Annotated in this window: 14 protein-coding genes, 1 tRNA gene and 2 pseudogenes; 9 read left to right on the top strand and 8 right to left on the bottom strand. The window is 66.4% G+C overall.

Features of this window, described 5'->3' with window-relative positions:
* Position 1: 1 nt before the first annotated feature.
* Positions 2 to 75 (top strand) — tRNA-Leu (locus MHN84_RS16855).
* Positions 76 to 261: 186 nt separating this feature from the next.
* Here the strand turns inward: MHN84_RS16855 and MHN84_RS16860 are convergent.
* Together MHN84_RS16860 and MHN84_RS16865 are read right to left on the bottom strand one after the other, a co-directional pair.
* On the bottom strand, positions 262 to 1,143 hold the full coding sequence (locus MHN84_RS16860; RefSeq protein WP_241205655.1) for a universal stress protein: 882 nt from the start codon (positions 1,141 to 1,143) through the stop codon (positions 262 to 264).
* Positions 1,140 to 2,963: an amino acid permease gene (locus MHN84_RS16865; RefSeq protein ID WP_241205656.1), complete on the bottom strand. Its 1,824-nt coding sequence runs from the start codon at positions 2,961 to 2,963 to the stop codon at positions 1,140 to 1,142. The genes MHN84_RS16860 and MHN84_RS16865 overlap by 4 nt, the downstream gene beginning before the upstream one ends.
* A 651-nt stretch (positions 2,964 to 3,614) precedes the next feature.
* On the opposite strand from MHN84_RS16865, the gene MHN84_RS16870 reads away from it, so the two are divergent.
* The 4 genes from MHN84_RS16870 to MHN84_RS16885 all read left to right on the top strand — a co-directional run bounded on the left by MHN84_RS16870 (position 3,615) and on the right by MHN84_RS16885 (position 6,915).
* Positions 3,615 to 4,397: a hypothetical protein gene (locus tag MHN84_RS16870; RefSeq protein ID WP_241205657.1), complete on the top strand. Its 783-nt coding sequence runs from the start codon at positions 3,615 to 3,617 to the stop codon at positions 4,395 to 4,397.
* 194 nt (positions 4,398 to 4,591) lie between these two features.
* Positions 4,592 to 5,452 (top strand): formate/nitrite transporter family protein, encoded by an 861-nt coding sequence (locus MHN84_RS16875; RefSeq protein ID WP_241205658.1) that lies wholly within the window; start codon positions 4,592 to 4,594, stop codon positions 5,450 to 5,452.
* Entirely contained in the window at positions 5,449 to 5,898 is a 450-nt protein-coding gene (gene cynS / locus MHN84_RS16880; protein WP_241205659.1) for a cyanase, read from the top strand. The genes MHN84_RS16875 and cynS overlap by 4 nt, the downstream gene beginning before the upstream one ends.
* A gap of 447 nt (positions 5,899 to 6,345) precedes the next feature.
* Positions 6,346 to 6,915 (top strand): thioredoxin domain-containing protein, encoded by a 570-nt coding sequence (locus MHN84_RS16885; protein ID WP_255730550.1) that lies wholly within the window; start codon positions 6,346 to 6,348, stop codon positions 6,913 to 6,915.
* A gap of 399 nt (positions 6,916 to 7,314) precedes the next feature.
* On the opposite strand, the pseudogene MHN84_RS29985 reads toward MHN84_RS16885, so the two are convergent.
* Positions 7,315 to 8,192 (bottom strand): annotated as a pseudogene (locus MHN84_RS29985) (SDR family NAD(P)-dependent oxidoreductase).
* Positions 8,193 to 8,218: 26 nt separating this feature from the next.
* Positions 8,219 to 9,004 (bottom strand): SDR family NAD(P)-dependent oxidoreductase, encoded by a 786-nt coding sequence (locus tag MHN84_RS16895; protein WP_241205661.1) that lies wholly within the window; start codon positions 9,002 to 9,004, stop codon positions 8,219 to 8,221.
* Between the two features lie 86 nt (positions 9,005 to 9,090).
* On the opposite strand from MHN84_RS16895, the gene MHN84_RS16900 reads away from it, so the two are divergent.
* Positions 9,091 to 9,669 (top strand): TetR/AcrR family transcriptional regulator, encoded by a 579-nt coding sequence (locus MHN84_RS16900; RefSeq protein ID WP_241205662.1) that lies wholly within the window; start codon positions 9,091 to 9,093, stop codon positions 9,667 to 9,669.
* A gap of 26 nt (positions 9,670 to 9,695) precedes the next feature.
* On the opposite strand, the gene MHN84_RS16905 is transcribed toward MHN84_RS16900, so the two are convergent.
* On the bottom strand, positions 9,696 to 10,778 hold the full coding sequence (locus tag MHN84_RS16905) for an FAD-binding domain-containing protein (RefSeq protein ID WP_241205663.1): 1,083 nt from the start codon (positions 10,776 to 10,778) through the stop codon (positions 9,696 to 9,698).
* A 77-nt stretch (positions 10,779 to 10,855) separates the two neighbouring features.
* Between MHN84_RS16905 and MHN84_RS16910 the strand changes: the two genes are divergently transcribed.
* Positions 10,856 to 12,220, top strand: a complete 1,365-nt coding sequence (locus MHN84_RS16910; protein ID WP_241205664.1) for an MFS transporter — start codon at positions 10,856 to 10,858, stop codon at positions 12,218 to 12,220.
* A 17-nt stretch (positions 12,221 to 12,237) separates the two neighbouring features.
* On the opposite strand, the gene MHN84_RS16915 is transcribed toward MHN84_RS16910, so the two are convergent.
* Together MHN84_RS16915 and MHN84_RS16920 are read right to left on the bottom strand one after the other, a co-directional pair.
* On the bottom strand, positions 12,238 to 13,125 hold the full coding sequence (locus MHN84_RS16915; protein WP_241205665.1) for a helix-turn-helix domain-containing protein: 888 nt from the start codon (positions 13,123 to 13,125) through the stop codon (positions 12,238 to 12,240).
* Between the two features lie 53 nt (positions 13,126 to 13,178).
* Complete coding sequence (locus tag MHN84_RS16920) at positions 13,179 to 13,982, bottom strand: SDR family oxidoreductase (RefSeq protein ID WP_241205666.1); 804 nt, start codon at positions 13,980 to 13,982, stop codon at positions 13,179 to 13,181.
* Between the two features lie 232 nt (positions 13,983 to 14,214).
* On the opposite strand from MHN84_RS16920, the gene MHN84_RS16925 reads away from it, so the two are divergent.
* Positions 14,215 to 15,795 (top strand): DUF2252 domain-containing protein, encoded by a 1,581-nt coding sequence (locus MHN84_RS16925; RefSeq protein WP_241205667.1) that lies wholly within the window; start codon positions 14,215 to 14,217, stop codon positions 15,793 to 15,795.
* Between the two features lie 33 nt (positions 15,796 to 15,828).
* On the opposite strand, the gene MHN84_RS16930 is transcribed toward MHN84_RS16925, so the two are convergent.
* Positions 15,829 to 17,262, bottom strand: a complete 1,434-nt coding sequence (locus MHN84_RS16930) for a phosphatase PAP2 family protein (protein WP_241205668.1) — start codon at positions 17,260 to 17,262, stop codon at positions 15,829 to 15,831.
* A 308-nt stretch (positions 17,263 to 17,570) separates the two neighbouring features.
* On the opposite strand from MHN84_RS16930, the pseudogene MHN84_RS29990 reads away from it, so the two are divergent.
* A pseudogene (locus MHN84_RS29990) lies at positions 17,571 to 17,834 on the top strand (diacylglycerol kinase family protein); the annotation flags it as partial.
* Positions 17,835 to 17,848 lie beyond the last annotated feature (14 nt).

Here is a 17,848-nt window from a genome sequence, read left to right on the forward strand (position 1 = left end):
AGCCCCCATAGCCCAATTGGCAGAGGCAGCGGACTTAAAATCCGCCAAGTGTCGGTTCGAGTCCGACTGGGGGCACGTTGTAGGCGCTGGTAGCGGCGCTGGCGCGCGGGTGTCTCCCTCGCCGCCGGCAAGATCCGGAGTTCGACTTCATCGTCATCTCCAACGCCCCGGCCTACCTGAGCGACGAGGTCGTTCACGGCACCGCCAGGCTTCGGCTCCGACGACGTGATCGGCTTCCGCGAACACATCATGCGCTGACCGTCAGGAGGCCGTCCGCCGCGGCATGATCATCGTCGGCACCGGCGAGTGCCGCAGGATGCGTGCCGCCGCCGAACCCAGGAACACCTGCGCCACCGGGCCGGCCGCGCCGGATCCCAGCACCAGGATGTCGCCGGTCTCCCATCCGACTCCGTCCACGGCGTCGCGCCACGTCGAACCCGAGCCGATCACGACGTCGGCATCGACCGTGTCGACCCCCGAGCGGACCGCCTCCAACTGCGCTGCGACGCTCGCCCGTGTCTGCCGCGCCCATTGCGCGATCACGAGGTCGTCGGCGCCGGGTTCGAGCGAGCCGCCGAACACGGACATTGGTCGGACGGTGAAAGACGCGATGCGCAGCCGAGCCGACCAGTGCGCGGCTAGTTCCGCTGCCGCCGCGACCAATCCGACGTGGTCCGCCTGCCCGCCGTAGGCCACCGTCAACCGCTCGATCCGCCCGGGGTGAACGGGATAGCCGCGCGGCGCGATGGCGACCGGGATCTCCGCCGTGTGGACCAGACGGTCGGTCGCACTCCCCAGGGCGATCCGGCCGAGCAGCCCCGTCGACGACGATCCCACCACGACGGTGTCGGCCTTCACCTCCGTGGCCAGCTCTGTCAGACCCTCCGGTACCGACGTGGCCTGGTGCACGATCGGCCACACGTCCAGACCCGGCGGCAGTTGAGCGATGGCGTGCTCGAGTGCCTTCGTGGCTTGTATCCCGATGTGGCTGAAGTACTCGTTGTCCATCGGATTGAGTATCCAGGGACGCTCGATGACTGCGGCCGCCACGATCCTCCCGCCGGTGGAGCGGGACAGTTGCGCAGCCAGGTGCAGCGGCGCGGGGCTGTGCCCGCTCCAGCTGAACCCCGCGAGAATGGTCATCGCTGAACCTGGCTTGTCGCAGCGGACTTCGCGACGACGTGGGTCACCGGAACGGTGAAGTGCGCCCGGGCGCGGTCGACGACGTCGAAGCGGTGCCACACCGAGAACTCGGGGGGCAATGTCGCGATGACGATCTGGTCGGGGCCGAACTCCGCAGCGGCGTGCTCGAGCGCCCGCAGCGGCCGGTAATCACCCAATTCGCCGCGTGCGTCCAGCTTTTCGCTACGCAGCGCGGCGAGCGTGGTGTCGAGCCGGGCGGCGGCCGCCTCCTGCGTCGCCTCGGTGACGTCGCGCGGCCCGTGCGTCTCCGCGGCGCCCGTGTCGACGGGGTTGGCCGGAACCACCACAAGATATTTCGTCTCCGCGCTTGCGCCGATGCGGCGAAGCTCGTCGAGCAGCTCGTCGGAGTCGACGGTCTGGTTGGCCAGCACGAGCACGCGGTGCGGAGTATCCGCTGGAGTGTCGGTTGGTTCGGACGGACGCTTCTTCACGAACCACCTGTTGACGACGAACAGCACGACTACGACCGCCCACGACAGGAGACTCAGTACGAGTTGGGAGCGCAACGCGGTGTCGATGAACATCTGCACCAGGATCGCGATGATACCCAGGGCGGTCAGCACGGACAGCACGGGGAACAGCCACATCTTCACGCGCAGTTCGGAATCGGGGGTGCGGTACCGCAGCACGATTTGCGAGATCGCAATGAGCAAGTACACGAACAGGATGATCGCGCCGCTTGAGTTCAGCAGGAACGCGAAGATGGTGTCGGGGGAGACGGCCGCGGCGATGACGCAGACGAAGCCGACCACCGATGAGGCGAGGATGGCGTTGGCCGGCACGCCGCGGCGGGTGACGTTGACCAGTGCCGGTGGCGCTTCCCGACGCGCCGCAAGGACGAACAGCATTCGTGACGCGGTGTACATCCCGGAGTTCAGGCAACTGAGCACCGCCGTCAAGACCACAGCGTTCATCACGTGGTCGGCGTAGGGAATTCCCATTTTCGTGAACGCGGCGACGAATGGCGACGCGGCAATTCCCTTGTCGTTCCAGGGCAGAATGGTCACCAGAAGGAAAACCGCGCCGACATAGAAGATCAGGATCCGCAGGATCACCGAGTTGGCCGCTTTGGCGACCGCTTTCTCCGGGTCCGAGGATTCCGCTGCCGCGATGGTGGCGATCTCGGCGCCGACCATCGAGAAGATCACGGTCACGATACCCACGGTGATAGCGCCGAAACCCAAGGGCATGAAACCGCCGTGACTCGTCAGATTGGAGAAGTCCGCCGACTTGTCCGGCCACAGGCCGAAGACGAACGCCCCACCGAGGGCGATGAAGGCGATGATCGCAGCGACTTTGATGCCGGCGAACCAGAATTCGAACTCGCCGTAGGAGGCGACCGAGAACAAGTTGGTCGCCGTCATGAGGATCATGAAGATCAGGGCGGACAACCAGAGCGGGACGTCGATCCAGTACTGCACGATCTTGGCCCCCGCGATGGCCTCGAACCCGACCACGATCACCCAGAAGTACCAGTAGAGCCATCCGACCGAGAATCCCGCCCAGTGCCCGAGCGCATTGCGTGAATAGTCCGCGAACGACCCGGTGGACGGATTCGCCACGGCCATCTCGGCCAGCATGCGCATCACCATGATGATGAGCACGCCCGCCATCCCGTAGGTCAGGAAGGAGCCGGGTCCGGTGTCGGCGATGACGACGCCGGAACCGACGAACAGGCCCGCGCCGATCACACCGCCGATGGCGATCATGGTCAGCTGACGCTGACTGAGGGCTTTCTTCAGGGTGGGTGTTGCACTCATAGAAGCCTCCAGCGCCTCGGGAACCCGTCAAGCGTGACAACGTTTCAGTGTGTCATGGATCACATTCATTTCCTACGGGCTGCTGAACCGTCACGTGGGCGAAAGTCGAAGGAGCGACTGGTCCGCCCGACCCGGTGTCGATGCGACTTCTGAGAGCATTCCAATCACGAATGAATCACAACCATGTTGTTTAGCGCCGCCGACGCTCGGGAATTGCTGGTAACGGAGGCACATCACATGACAACAAGCACGTCAACACTTCGTCGGCAAAGCCACTACGTCATCGTCCACAAAGCCGCCATGGTTGTGGCCATAGCGTCGGGCACGTTCGCCTTGGTCGCAATGCTTTTTGGGTCACCCGCGAGTTTCGGCCTCGCACTGGCGCTTTGCGGCGCAGCGTGGATAGTCACCCACTTCGTCGAGTACCTCACCGAGCAGGATGCCGTCGCCGCGCGTCGCCGGCGCCCACGGTCGGCGCGCCGCGTGACCGGCGCCTCACGGCTGACCGCCTCGCACTAGACATCCCGACGAAACAGGCGCCGCGACGGCCCGCCCGATTGGCCCGACAGGCCGCCCGACGGATATCGGTCGAGCCATTCTCCGACGGCGCGTCAAGGCGACCGCGAGCACCGATTGCGGGAAGATGCCTCTGTGACTTCTGATGCGGATGTGACGAAGGCTTCGGTGCCGGCGGGAGCGCGGGACGCGCGCGCAGACAGCGCAGCCGAATCCGACCCGGCCCAGACACCCATCGACTCACCGAGCGCGACAAGCCCCGCGCCGCAGCAACGCACGTGGTCGATGCCCAAGTCGCCGGTCACCCGTCAGCACGTCGACGACATGGGCCGTGGCGCCGTCAAGATCTCGAAGTCGCTGATCAGTCTCGCGGGCCGCGCGGCACGGTCGGGCGCTCGCATCCTCGCTCAGATGGCGCGTGCGGTCGCAGCTATACCCCCGGCGGCGCGACTGCTGTTCCTGACGAGCACGCTGCTGCTCCTCGGATTCGTCGGTGCGCTGGTTCTCGACGGCACTCCCGGTCTGCTCTGCATCATCGTCGTGATCCCGGTGTGCGCGGCTGTTCTCGGCGCACTCGGGTATCGCTGGTATAGCGGGCTCGGTATGGAAGGGGCCGCCGCGTCGCAGCCCCGCCCGATCCAGCCGGCGAAGTCGGACCTGGAGCGGTCTGTCGATTACGTCGACCGCAAGCTGGCACTGGCCCTCACCTCCCTCGGTACCGACCATCACCAACAGGCGGTCATCGCTCTGTTCCAAGCGAAGACGGCGGTCGAGCTGACGCTGGGAACCGAACAGGATCTCGACAGCTATGCCGACATGACGATGCGCCCCGACGACTATGGGCTACGTCCCCGGATCGGGGCCGGATCCAGTTCGACGTCGACGCCGCGAGAGGACAATTCGCGGGCGGCATCCTGACCGCAGGGGCCGATTGAGTCAGGCGGCTCGGTTCAGGCCAAGGGTGGACAGCCACCTCCGCCGTTGATGAGCCCGCCTCACAGAACTTGGGGGTTGGCTGTGAGGGGGTGGCAACACGACTGTCCACGCAGCGTTGCGAATCGGCAATCCGACCGGGGAATCGTAAAGGCAACGGTCCCCCGGAAAGGTTTTGTATGTCGTATGTGAGTCCGAGCGAGTTCGTCGGCAAGATGATCGACGCCGGCCAGTCGAAAGCGTTGATGTCGACCCGCGACATCTTGATCCGAGCCTTCATGGCAGGCGCCATCCTCGCCCTCGCGGCGGCGTTCGCCGTGACCATCACCGTGCAGACCGGCAACGCGTTGCTCGGCGCGGTCTTGTTCCCCGTCGGGTTCTGCCTGCTCTATCTGCTCGGATTCGACCTTCTGACAGGCGTTTTCACGCTCGTTCCGCTGGCGTTGCTCGACAAGCGGCGCGGTGTGACGTTCAAGTCGATGATGCGCAACTGGGGCCTGGTCTTCGTCGGCAACTTCGCCGGCGCCATCGTCGTGGCCCTGATGATGGCGGTCGTGTTCACCTACGGCTTCAGTGTCGACCCCAACGAAGTCGGTCAGCGGATCGGTGAGATCGGGCACAGCCGGACGGTGGGATACGCCGAGCACGGAGCCGCGGGAATGCTGACGCTGTTCATCCGCGGCATCCTGTGCAACTGGATGGTCTCCACCGGCGTCGTGGCAGCCCTGATGTCCACCAGCGTCTCGGGCAAGGTCATCGCGATGTGGATGCCCATCATGCTGTTCTTCTACATGGGTTTCGAGCATTCCATCGTCAACATGTTCTTGTTCCCGTCGGGGCTCATGCTCGGCGGCGACTTCTCGATCGGCGACTACCTGGTCTGGAACGAGATCCCCACGGTGATCGGCAATCTCGTCGGTGGACTGACCTTCGTGGGCCTCACCCTGTTCGCCACGCACGCCCGTACCGGCGATGCACGCCTGGTCGAATTGCCGTCGGAGGATCGCTCGCTGGTGACGGCAGGGCGGAGTGTCCGATGACCCCCATCATGCCCAAGAGTGAGGCTGCGGAACTGGTCAAAGCCGCTCGCATCCGCAAGAAGCTCGAATGGTCCGACATCGCGGCGGAGATCGACGCGCCACTGGTGTGGTGTGTGGCCGCCCTGCTCGGCCAGCATCCGATGCAGGCGGCGCAAGCCGAGCGGGTGTGCGCGTTACTCAACCTCGATGGTGCGGTGGCCGAGAGCCTTCAGTCACAGCCTTCCCGTGGCATCGACCCCGCGCTGCTGTCCGATCCCACCATCTACCGCTTCCAGGAAGCGCTCGCCGTCTACGGGCCCGCCCTCAAAGAGCTGATCCACGAGGAATTCGGTGACGGCATCATGAGCGCCATCAACTTCAAGGTCGACATCAAGCGCCGCGCAGATCCGGACGGTGACCGTGTCGTGGTCACCTTCGACGGAAAGTTCCTCGACTATCGCTGGTGAGAGCGAGCCAGCAATCAGCGCGAACACCGAGACAGCCACGACCGTGACCGCCGCCCACTGCGGTAGGGCCAAGGAGCACCAGCCACCGACGCTGCCGGTCAAGGCCGAGCGCGATGGAGAACGCCGCAACAACCAGCAATTGCAACGAGGGCCGACTCCGCGCTCGAACTGACGTATACCTCACCGCGACCCCGGCTGCGCCCGCACGACTCAAGGGGAACCGGGACCGCCAGGTGGCCCGCGGGCCCGGGGCCAGTGGTCGGTTCGGCGAGACAGCGCACTGTCAGGGCGAGATCCTCACGGCTTATCAGCCTGTGATGCCCAACCAGCGTCCGCCGCGATCGATCGTGTGATCGCGCCGCCTGGTCTCGTGAGGACGAAACGTCGTCGTGCGGCTTGCGCCGCCGGAACGATGTGTGAGCTATCGAACGGGCGCGACATGGGGCCATGACTCACAACCAGACACTCCAACCACCAGTGCCTCATGGCGCGACCGAAGACAAGGCCGGCATTGCCGTCGGCGCGGGCCCAGTGGACGTGGACGCCTATATCGACTTTCAGTGTCCGTTCTGCAAACAGTTCGAATTGAACTCCCGCAGTGTCATCGACCGGCTCCTGGACCAGCAGATGATCCGGTTCATCCGCCATCCCATGAACTTCCTTGACGCCGTATCGGCGAATCACTATTCGACCCGGGCGGCCGCCGCGGCCGCCGCGGCAGCGGACGGGAATCGGTTCCACGAGTACTCCTACGCCCTGTTCCAGAGCCAGCCGCCCGAGGGCGGATTCGGCCTTTCCGATGACCAGCTCATCACTCTCGGCCGGGTCGTCGGTGTGGCTGATCCCGCGTTCGCCGACCACGTGAAGGCGGGCAGGTACCTCAGCTGGCCCACATTCGTCACTGCCCGCGCGACGGCCCGTGGTGTCGGTGGGACCCCGAGTGTTTTCGTTGCAGGCAAAGCGATTCCGGCCCGGTCCGATCTGATCGTGGCCGCTGTCGACCGCGCAACGCACTGACCCGCGCGTGGCGAGCACGGCCGAGGACGCGGCCCTCGTTTGTCATAACGCCGATGCGGTCGACACCGGGCCGCAGCGCAGATCGAAGCGCTCGCGCAGCGTATCCAGTGTCGGCGGGCGCTATCGCGGTCACGCCGGTGCCGGAGCAGAAAGGTCAAAGACCCCGCAGCTGGCGCATCAGCCGACACCGGGAGTCGACATCGGACCCGCACCCCAGGAACACCGAATTCGGTAGACGCTCGAAGATGACGCTGAGGTTGTGCTGCGACAGGCACAGGATGCCGAACGGCAGGATCACCTCGGATTTTGCCCGCAGGTCAATGCGTCCATCTCATACAGCCGGGCGTCTGCCACCAGCTGACCTGTGGGCGCCGTGGGAAGCAGTGTCATGGCGCATCGTCATCTGCGCAGGCTGCCCAGCGGGTCCAGCTGATCGTCGGTGGCGTCATCGGCGGCTGTGGAGAGGCTCAGCTCCTCCCACTTCTCGTCCGTGGCGAGCAGGTCACGTCCGGCGGCTGTCGCGTAGCGGTAAGCGTCCGGCCCGACCAGGAGTCGAGTCGGCGGCTCCGCCATCCCGATGACGTCGAGCAACAGTGCGGCCACCTTGGCAGGGTCACTTGCCCCGATCGTCGCCCTGGTGCTCATCGCCGCGGCGGCTCCAACGGTGGTCTGATACTCCTCGCGGATCGGGTCCACGCGCATGGAGGATCCCGCCCAGTCCGTGCGCATGCCGCCGGGCTCCAGCACCGTCACCCTGATCCCCAGCGGCGCCACTTCCTGGGCGAGGACGCTGGAAAAGCCGGTGACCGCCCACTTGGCCGACTGATAAGCCGCCAGGCCCGGGCGCGTCAGTCGGCCACCCACCGACGAGATCTGGACGATGTGGCCGCCGCGTTGGGTGCGCATGACGGGCAACGCAGCCTGAGTCAGCCGCACCACGCCGAGGAAGTTGGTGTCGATCTGGTCCGGAAGTCCTCGAAGTCGACATCCTCGATGGCCCCCATGTTGGCGTACCCGGCGTTGTTCACCAGGACATCGAGCCGTCCGAACTGGTTGACAGCGGCCGTGATTGCCGCTCGGACCTGACCGTCGTCGGTCACATCCAGAGCGACGACCGATAGTGCGTCGGGGTACTCGGCGGCAAGGTCATCCAGCGCCGGGGCCGAGCGGACGCCGGCGACCACGCGGTGCCCTGCGCGTAGTACTGCTTCGGTGATCGCGCGGCCGAGGCCGCGGGAGGCCCCCGAAATGAGAAAGACGTTCGATTGGTCGGTCATGGGAACTCCTCGTTATTGTTGGGTGATCAGGAAACAGATCGGATGGTGCCGCCGTCGACGCGGAGGTCGGCTCCGCTGATGTAGCCGGCATGCGTGCTGGCCAAAAATGTGACAGCAGCAGCGATTTCCTCGACCCGGCCGAACCGGCCGACGTCGTTGGGAAACCACTGCGAAGACGCCGCCTTCTCGATGTCGGGCCATTCGGCGCCCCAGCCGTGGTGCGCTGCCACTCGAAGGGTCATGTCGCGGACCGGCTCGGTCAGGATCGCCCCGGGGGCAACGATGTTCGCGGTGACCCCCGTACTGGCCAGTTCGCGAGCCAAGGCCACCGTGAGATTGTGGCGGGCCGCCAGCGTCGCGTTGTAATGCGGCTGCAGTGCCACCGGCTGGATAGCCAGGCCACCCCCGATCGTGATGATGCGACCCCATCCGCGGCGGCGCATGCCGGGGACGAGATGACGAATCATGCGGACGCCCGTCACGACGTTGGCTTGGTAGATGTCCGACCAGTCGTCGTCGGTGAGCTGCGACCAGGTCAAGCCGTCGTAATAGCCGGCGTTGTTGACCAGGATGTCGATCTCGCCCGCGGCGCCGGCAACGGCGGCGGCGCCGGCGCTCGTCGTCAGGTCGCCCAGTGCGGCGGCGGCCTCGCCGCCGTTCGCGCGGATGGTGTCGACCACCGCGTGCGTCCTCTTGTCGTCCCGTCCATGGACCACGACCGAGGCGCCCTCTGCCGCCAGCATTTCGGCGATAGCGCGACCGATGCCGGCGCTCGACCCGGTGATCAGTGCGCGTCTGCCTGTCAATCCCATGTCCACGGGGGCTCCACATCTACAGTCGTATACAAGACAGGTATACAGACGTAGACTTGTTCTCGTCTATTCCCTAACATGACGACGTGTCCACCCGACCGTCGCGACCGCGCAATGCGGCGGCCACTCGCAAGGCCATCCTGACTTCTGCGATCCGCAATTTCGCGCGCGCTGGATATGACGGAGTGGGGGTCCGCGAGATCGCCGGCGATGCCGGCGTCACCGCCATGTTGGTGAACAGGTACTTCGGCTCCAAGGAGCAGCTGTTCGCAGAAGCTGTCGAAGCGTCGTTCGCGGCGCCCACCTTCGTCGCGGAGCAGCCGCAGTTCTCGGCTCGGGAGACCGCAGCAGCACTGGTGGCTCGCTCCGCGCCGGACGGCGATGAGCTGGCCCCTTTTTTGATCATGCTCCGGTCCGCCTCCAACCCGCGCTCCGCTGAGATCGTGGTCGACGCCATCGAGCGGCACGTGGGCAGGCGATTGGCGAGGCAGCTGTCCGGTCCCGGGCGTCAGCTGCGCAGCGACGTCGTGCTGTCAGTCACCAGCGGCGTGCTCCTGATGCGACGGGTGGTGGGCACGCGAGCTCTCAACAGCCGCGATACCGGCGCGCTCACGGGCATTCTGGAGGCTGTGTTCGAGGCTATCGTTGAGCCCCCGCCGGGCTGACGGACCGTATGGACGCCTCCGGACGCCTAACGCGTCGTCCGCTCGCACTGCTTCCAGAAGCTGGTGAACGACGCGTACGACTTCTCCGGCACGTTCGGAAACATCCGAGGCATCTCGTCGGCGGTGCCGCGCCAATGCGGCACCGAGGGATGCCGCATGTATGTGACGTGGTCCCCGAGATCGAGGTCGTCGAACTCGGCGACGACCACCTGAGCGCCCGGAATCTCCCGCGCGCAACGCAGCAGGTAGTCGGTGACCTTCGGCGAGACCGGGAACCGTTCGAACCAGCTGGGCTCCAGCAGCACGATCCGGTTGGCGTCGACGTCCTGTCGCCACGCCGCGTTCAGCCAGAACGAGTGGTAGAGCAGTGTCGGCTTGGCCGGATCGATGACCACCTCATCGCTCGGCGGCGGCGACCATGACAGGTCGATGTCGGCTCGTTCGATCAGCACGCCGGGCACCGCCATCTCGGCGAGTGCACCGTAGCCGTAGTCGATGATGGTGCCGTGCTGACGCATGGGTGAGTACTTGTTGATGTTCTGCTGGGCCGGCACATACTTCTTAACGCTGTTGGTGCCCGCCACCCACTGCCAGGACAGGCTGTTGCTGGCCGGGTCGCCGTCGAGGAGGTGGTAGTACAACCACCGGGCGGGCTCCCACCAATGGGTTCGCCCTATGTTGCATGTCAAGCCTGCCAACCACATTCGTTCGTGGTTGTGCATGTAGCCGGTGTCGTACAGGCCGCGCACGGCGGCGTCGAGCGCGGCGACCCCGATCTCGGCGTCGAGCACCGCCCGCGGCATCTGTCGCGAACTCACCGGGTGCTGCGGACGCTTCACGTCGCCGAAGATGCGGTCACCGAGGAACGTCCACTCCCGCTGCCAGTACTCGCGCCACGCCAGCTCGAAAACGAACTTGTAGGCCTGGCTGCGCGTGAACCTCTCGAGGACCACGTCGCGCACCTCGGGCAACGTCACCAACCCCCGGGTGAGGTACGGCGAGATCTTGGTGCCGCCGTCGGTGAAGTTGCGCGTCCTGGCGTACTGCCCGGCATCGATTCCCGACACCCGGTCGAGCACGTCCTGACGAGACACCGCAAACGACTCCACCTCGTCGAGGGTAGCCACGGGGTCGGACACGCCCCGAACACGCTTCGGACACCCGCTGGGTGCGAGGATGTGCACCCATGACCACACGCGAACCGGACCTGGTCGACGGCGTGCCCCGCGGGCGGATCGTCGTCGCCTCGATGGTCGGCACCACCATCGAGTTCTACGACTTCTACGTCTACGCCACCGCCGCCGTCGTGGTCTTCCCGCACCTCTTCTTCCCCAAGGGCAACCCGACGACGGCGCTGCTCGCATCGCTGGCGACCTTCGGCCTCGCCTTCGTCGCGCGTCCCGTCGGATCGATCCTGTTCGGGCACTTCGGCGATCGGATCGGACGCAAGACCACGCTGGTGGCCTCGCTGCTGGTGATGGGCATCGCGACGTTCCTCATCGGTGTGTTGCCCACCTACCACCAGGTCGGGTTGTTCGCCCCGGCGCTGCTCGCAATCATGCGTTTCAGCCAAGGCCTGGCACTCGGCGGCGAATGGAGCGGCGCGGCCCTGCTGGCCACCGAGACCGCCAAACCCGGCAAACGCGCGTGGGCGGCCATGTGGCCACAGCTCGGCGCCCCGTTCGGTTTCCTGCTGGCCAACGGCGTGTTCCTCGTCCTGGTGCTGTGGCTGGGCTTCAACACCGCCAGCCCGGATCTGGACGGCGCGTTCCTGACGTGGGGCTGGCGCATCCCGTTCCTGCTCAGCGCGGTGATGGTGGCGATTGGGCTCTACGTGCGACTCCGATTGACAGAAACCCCGGTGTTCGCCCGCGCTATCGCCCGCGGCGAGCGGGTGCGTGCACCGCTGGCCGAGGTGTTCCGCAACCACTGGCGTCAGTTGATCATCGGCACGTTCGTCATGCTGGCCACCTACACGTTGTTCTACGTCGTCACCACCTGGGCGCTGAGCTTCGGCACCGGCGAGAAGGCGCCCACCGGTGGGGGATTGGGTATTCCGTACCTGGAGTTCCTTCAGCTGCAGCTGATCTCGGTGTTGTTCTTCGCCGCCATGCTCCCGGTCACCGGGCTGCTCGCCGACAAGTTCGGCCGCCGGGTGACGCTGCTGGTGATCACCGTGGCGATCATGGTCTACGGCACCACCTTCGGGCTGCTGCTCGACCCGGCGTCGGCGACGACCACCTCGACCCTGGTGTTCCTGATCATCGGCATGACGTTGATGGGCCTCACGTTCGGACCGATGAGCGCCGTGCTGCCCGAACTCTTTCCGACCAACGTGCGGTACACCGGATCCGGGGTCGCCTACAACGTCTCCAGTATCCTCGGCGCGGCGATCGCACCGTTCGTCGCGACGTGGCTGGCCACGTCCTACGGGGTGGCGTGGGTGGGGGTCTACCTGTTGTGCGCCGCGCTGCTGACCGGCATCGCGCTGCTGGCGATGCGAGAGACGCGGGACACCTCGCTCGACGACGTCGGAGAACTCGTTCCGTAGCCGGCCTCAGCCTGCGCTCACCGTGCGACGACGTCGCCCGACGGTCCGGGTTGGCTGGCGGCCCACGATGCCAGGACGGCGAGGCTGTCAGCGGCCGGTGTCCCGGCGGGGGCGGTGTAGACGTTCAGGTGCATCTCCGGTTCGGCGGCCAGTTGCATCGACTCGTAGTCCAGGTCGAGCCGGCCGACGACGGGGTGGTGCAGGCGCTTGCGTCCGGTCCGCAGAACTCTCACATCGTGCGATGCCCACCGCTGCCGAAAGGCCTCGCTGCAGGTGGACAGCTCACCGATGAGCGCGATCAGTTCCGCGTCATGCGGGGCGCGGCTGGCTTCCATCCGCAGTTTCGCCGCGACGTCGCGCACGATCTGGTCGTAGTCGACGAAAAGTGCTCGTGCTGAACCGGGTTCGAGGTACACGAAACGTGCGATGTTGGCGGGGCGCCGCCTGTCGGCCAGTGCCGGTGAGTAGAGCGCGCGAGCGAGTTGGTTCATGGCGAGTACGTCGAAGCGGCTGTTGCGGATCCAGGCGGGAGCGTCGGTGATGGCATCGAGTACCTGCTGCAGGCCCGGGCGCACCGTCACCTTTGCCGGGGCGCGACGTGTTCTGCGGGGCTTCCCACACTGGCGCGCGAGGTGCAGCAAGTAGAGGCGCTCCGCCTCGTCGAGCTGGAGCGCAGAGGCCACCGCGTCGAGCACTTCGGGCGATGTCCCGGCCAGGCTGCCGCGTTCGATCCGCACGTAGTAGTCGACGGAAATCCCCGCCAGCAGCGCGACCTCCTCGCGCCGCAGACCGGTGACCCGGCGGTTTCCGCCGTAGGCGGGCAGGCCCGCGTGCTGGGGTGTGATGCGGGCGCGGCGCGACCTGAGGAACTCTCGGATCTCGGCGCGCACGTCCGTCGTCGTCATCCTTTCACCGTACGACCGATCCACGCGGGGCGGGAGGTACTGCGGGTGCCCCGCTAGACGCCCGATGCCGTCGTCGCGATCCCGCCGTCGACCGGGACGATCGCGCCCGTCATGAACGCCCCGGCCCTGCTGGCGAGGAACACGGCCACCCCCGCCATGTCGTCGTCGCGCCCGAGCCGACGCAGGGGCGTGGCAGCCCGTATCGTCTCGCCCATCGACCCGAGTGTGTCCTCCATCATTTGCGACGGAAAAACCCCTGGTGCAACGGCATTCACCGTCACGTGGTGGGGGCCCAGTTCGCGGGCGAGGACCCTGGTGAGCTGATGCAGTGCCGCTTTGCTGCTGGCGTATGAATAGTTGGGCGACTGCGCAACGTGGATGGCGGCGATGCTGCCGATGTTGATGATCCGCGACGGATCGTCTGCGGTGCCTGCCCGCTGAAGTGCCGGAAGCAGCGCCTGCACGAGCCAGAACGGAGCTTTGAGGTTCAGGTCGATGACGGTGTCCCAGGCCTCGTCGGGAAAGCTCGCCAGCGGCTCACGCCACATCGCTCCCGCGTTGTTGACCAGGATGTCGAGACGGCCGCCGTCGGCGGTCACGAGATCGGCGAGACGCCGACATTCGTCGTGCCGAGAGAGGTCTGCCGGGATCGCCGTGACCTCGCCGAATTCAGACAGCAGCTCTTCGGTCTGCGCGCAGGCCTGCGCCCTGCGCGAACTGACGATCACCCGAGCCCCCGCCCCGAGAAGCCCGCGGGCGATCATCGTCCCGATTCCACTGGTTCCGCCGGTGACGAGTGCGACCTTTCCCGACAGGTCGAAAAGACCTCTTCCAGTGGGCAATTGAGCAGCGGACATGCATTGGCTCCCATCGATGGCGACACGGTCAGCAGCGAAGCGGTCAGGACAAGCCAAGCCGAAGACCGGAAAACCAGGAAGGCTCCCGTGGTACGGGTACCGCGAGGGCCTCGACGAACTCATGGCGCCGGCTGACTGCACCGGGGCCTGCGTGAGAGGCGATGATTCCGCGAGGCGGTCCGGGGGCACCCTCTGATAACCACCGCCGCCGCACCCCGAGGTTCACCACGTCATGGATGACTCAGCTGCCACCCGCAAGGAGCTTCTGAACACCGCGAAGGCGCTCGGGGTCGAAGTCCCCGCCACAGCGCGAAAGAAGGAGATCTTCGCGGCGCTCGCGGCAGCGACCGGCGACCCGCTGAACGAGGAACCGCCCGCCGATGACGGCGGCATCGACGAGACCGACGCCGGCGGCCGCGTGTCGGCCCGCGACGACGAGGCCGACGGTAGTCCGCGAAACGCGTCGCGGATGAAGGCGTTCCAGGCCCTGGCGCATACGCGCGCCGCCGGCCACATGGTCGTGCTGCCGAGCACCCTGACCGGAAACGACCGCCGCATGCATGTCCGGCAGACCATCCGCGAGGACCATCAGCTGCGCATCGCCCGCCACAACGAGGAGGCGTTCGAGAAGTTCGACAAGCTGGCCCGCTCGCGGTTCTCCTTCTTTCGCGGCACGGCGCTGATGTTCTACCGGGACATGGCCGGCGAAGACGCGTGGCTGCCGACGGTGCTGGCCGCCGGCGACGTCCACCCGGAGAACTTCGGCGTGATGCCCAACGCGGACAACGTGCCGATCTTCGGCATCAACGACTACGACGAGGTGTTCTACGCGCCGTTCACATGGGACCTCAAGCGGGGCGCCACCGGATTCATGATCGCCGCCGACGAGATCGGTGACTTCGGGCGCGGAAAGCGCCGCAAGATCGCCCGCTCGTTCGTACGTGGTTATGTCGACAAGATCACTGCGTACGCATCCGACCACAACGAGAGTGTCGCCGACCTGCGCCGGGACAACGCGCCCGAGTTGATTGCCGACCTCATCGACAGCGCCACCGACGGCACCCGCGCCGAATGGTTGGCCGAGAAGTACTACAACGAGACGAGAACCGGCTTCAAGTCCAGCAAGAAGCTGGTGCCGATCACCAGTCGTCGCAACGAGTTCCAGGAACTCATCAACCGTTACGTCGAGGAGTCGGGTCTGTCGGTGCCCGCACGGGCCGGCTCGATGAAGGTCAAAGACGTCGTCGAACGCCGTGGGCAGGGCACCGCCTCGTTGGGGTTGGTGCGCTATTACGTGATGATCGAGGGGCCGCTGTGCGACGCCTCCGACGACATCCTTCTCGAGCTCAAACAAGCACGGCGCTCCGCGCTCGACGGAGTGGTGCCACCGTCAGAGCATCTCGTCGACGGCGACGCAGACCGCGTCGTGCACGGGCAGCGTGTGCAGTTGGTCAGCGGAGATCGCTTCTACGGCAGCATCAAGCACCGCGGCATCAGCTTCCTCGTGCGCGAGCGGTCCTGGTACCGCGACGACATCGACCTCGACGACCTGTCGTTCTCCGAGTGGCGCGACTACGCCAAGATCTGTGGTGAGGTGGTCGCGCAGGCGCACGCGCTGTCCGACGAGGCGGGCCTCCTCGATTACGACGTCGAGCCGGACATCGTGGCAGCGATCGGGACGCCGGATCTGTTCGCCGACGACGTGGTGCGCTTCGCCGAGGAAGCCAGTGATCGTAACAAGAGCGATCACAAGGCTTTTCGGAAGGACCATGCGCTGGGCGCATTCCGCCGCATCGACCTCGTCTACCGGTGAGGCACACACTCGTCACCGCCGCTTGGCGTCAGGTCATCGGCGGGGTAGTTGCGGCTCGTCCACCATCGGTGGAGGCAAAGCCTCTGCGGTGACGCTGCCCACGCGCTCCGGGCCCGGCTTGATCAGCCACGCGCACACCGCCAACCATGCGCTCGTGTAGACGATGCTCGTCGTGGCATCGGTGAGGAAATGCACACCCATGTACAACCGTGCGACCGCGACCAGGGCCGCGATGCAGAATGCGCCCAGCAGAGCGAGGCGGCGCAGTGGCCACCTCGACCACAGCACGATCAGGATCGCGATCCCGCCGTAGAGCGCCGTCGTCGCTCCGACATGGCCCGACGGAAACGACGAGGTCGGTGGGAGACCCGGGGTCAGGTGTTCGACCTGCGGCCGGGACCGACCGACGACCTGCGAGGCGGCGACGAACAGCACGACCTCACCGAGCACGCCGGTCACCAGGAACAGTGCCGGGCGCCGGCGTTTGGTGATCGCCAACGCCAGAGCAGCCGCCGCCAGCAAGCCCAGCATGATCGACTGCGTATCACCGATCCGGCTCACCATCAGCAGGACGTCGGTGGCGGCCTCGGAGCGTACGGCAGCGAACCATTCGGAGACCGCAGAGTCCAGTGCGCGCAGCGGGGTCCATGCCCCGGTGATGCCCAGGCCGATCCCGACCACTGCGCCCCACAGCAGCACCGCGGCGACGATCAGCGCGGCGACGCTGTTCCACTCCTTGGGAAGCGGTGCGTCGTGCGCCGGGGCAGGGTGTAGGCGGGCTCGTTCTTCGGGCTCCAATCCGGCCGACAGCGGTGGGCTACCGAGCTGTGCGAAGCGGTGCCAGCGCCGGAAGGCGAGTGCGGTGACGAGCACCCAGAGCGAACCGAGCAACCAGCCGCCCGCAACGTCGGACGGAAAGTGCACCCCGAGTCCGATCCGGCTCAGCCCGATCAGCGCTACCAGCGCCATCGTCGCCGCCACGGTCGCCCGACGCCACCGCGCAGGGACAACGGGGAGGAACACCAGCAGCAGCACCCCGTAGGTGACGATGGAACCCAGCGAGTGGCCGCTGGGAAAGCTCAGACCGGGAGCGGTGGACACCGGTTCGTCGAGCACCGGGCGCGGTCGCTCCACAAGTGCCTTCACCCCGGTGACCAGGGCCGCGGAACCGAGCCCGGCGCAGGCCACGTACGCTGCCAGAGCGCGTTCGCGGCGAATCAGCAGCCACACCACGGCGGTGCTGAGGGCCAGCCAGGCGAATGCCGTGCCACCCAGATCGGCCACCCAGCTCATCACGTTGACCAGCCATGGCGCACCCGCGGCCACACCCGTCAGACTCTCCACGACGTGCTGGTCAGCCGCCATCAGAGGCGGCCACCCGCCCACCACGAGTGCCGTGAGCCCGGCGAACGCCGTGGCGAGCGCGACGGCACTCCAGGCAGCGGCGTGTCCTCCGGTGCCGTCCACGTCCGGTGTGACACCAACACCGATGGGGTCATGCGAAGAAATGCTGTGTCCTCTTTCGTGCCTTCGTCGAGGTCCGGACATCGCCGAAGGTCGTCGATGCCGGACGCCTTCCGGTCGGCGTCTTCCCAACCCGACCTCGGCTATGCGAACACGTAGCGACTGTTATCGCTCTGTGACCATTCGCACGGCGCTCGGCGTCGACCGTCGTTTAGCTCACCCGTCGCCGGGTACGCGGAACCGACGAGCACACTTCGCCACGAAAGTGGTTGTCGAACAATTGATTACTGTGGACGAGAGGACAGGTGCGGATGCGGACTGCGTCGTTGGTGATCAACCCGACGACGGTCCAGGACCCCGCCGAGACCACGGCTCTGGTGAGGGAACGCGGTCTCGAGGCAGGGTGGGATGTCACGCACGTCCGACAGACCTCACCCGAGGACAGCGGCCGGTCGGCTGCCCGCGACGCCGTGCGCCGTGGCGCCCAACTGGTGTTGTGCTGTGGTGGCGACGGCACACTGGCTGCCACCGCCGCCGGATTGGTGAACAGCGGTGTGCCGATGGGGATTCTGTCGACGGGATCGGGAAT

The organism is Mycobacterium sp. PSTR-4-N (assembly GCF_022348085.1).
Taxonomy (GTDB): domain Bacteria; phylum Actinomycetota; class Actinomycetes; order Mycobacteriales; family Mycobacteriaceae; genus Mycobacterium.

Coding starts and splice junctions, on each gene's coding strand:
- MHN84_RS16910 (WP_241205664.1), top strand. CDS start 10,856: ATGACCACACGCGAACCGGACCTGGTCGACGGCGTGCCCCGCGGGCGG.
- MHN84_RS16920 (WP_241205666.1), bottom strand. CDS start 13,982: ATGTCCGCTGCTCAATTGCCCACTGGAAGAGGTCTTTTCGACCTGTCG.
- MHN84_RS16885 (WP_255730550.1), top strand. CDS start 6,346: ATGACTCACAACCAGACACTCCAACCACCAGTGCCTCATGGCGCGACC.
- MHN84_RS16895 (WP_241205661.1), bottom strand. CDS start 9,004: ATGGGATTGACAGGCAGACGCGCACTGATCACCGGGTCGAGCGCCGGC.
- MHN84_RS16925 (WP_241205667.1), top strand. CDS start 14,215: ATGGATGACTCAGCTGCCACCCGCAAGGAGCTTCTGAACACCGCGAAG.
- MHN84_RS16860 (WP_241205655.1), bottom strand. CDS start 1,143: ATGACCATTCTCGCGGGGTTCAGCTGGAGCGGGCACAGCCCCGCGCCG.
- MHN84_RS16865 (WP_241205656.1), bottom strand. CDS start 2,963: ATGAGTGCAACACCCACCCTGAAGAAAGCCCTCAGTCAGCGTCAGCTG.
- MHN84_RS16915 (WP_241205665.1), bottom strand. CDS start 13,125: ATGACGACGACGGACGTGCGCGCCGAGATCCGAGAGTTCCTCAGGTCG.
- MHN84_RS16875 (WP_241205658.1), top strand. CDS start 4,592: ATGTCGTATGTGAGTCCGAGCGAGTTCGTCGGCAAGATGATCGACGCC.
- cynS (WP_241205659.1), top strand. CDS start 5,449: ATGACCCCCATCATGCCCAAGAGTGAGGCTGCGGAACTGGTCAAAGCC.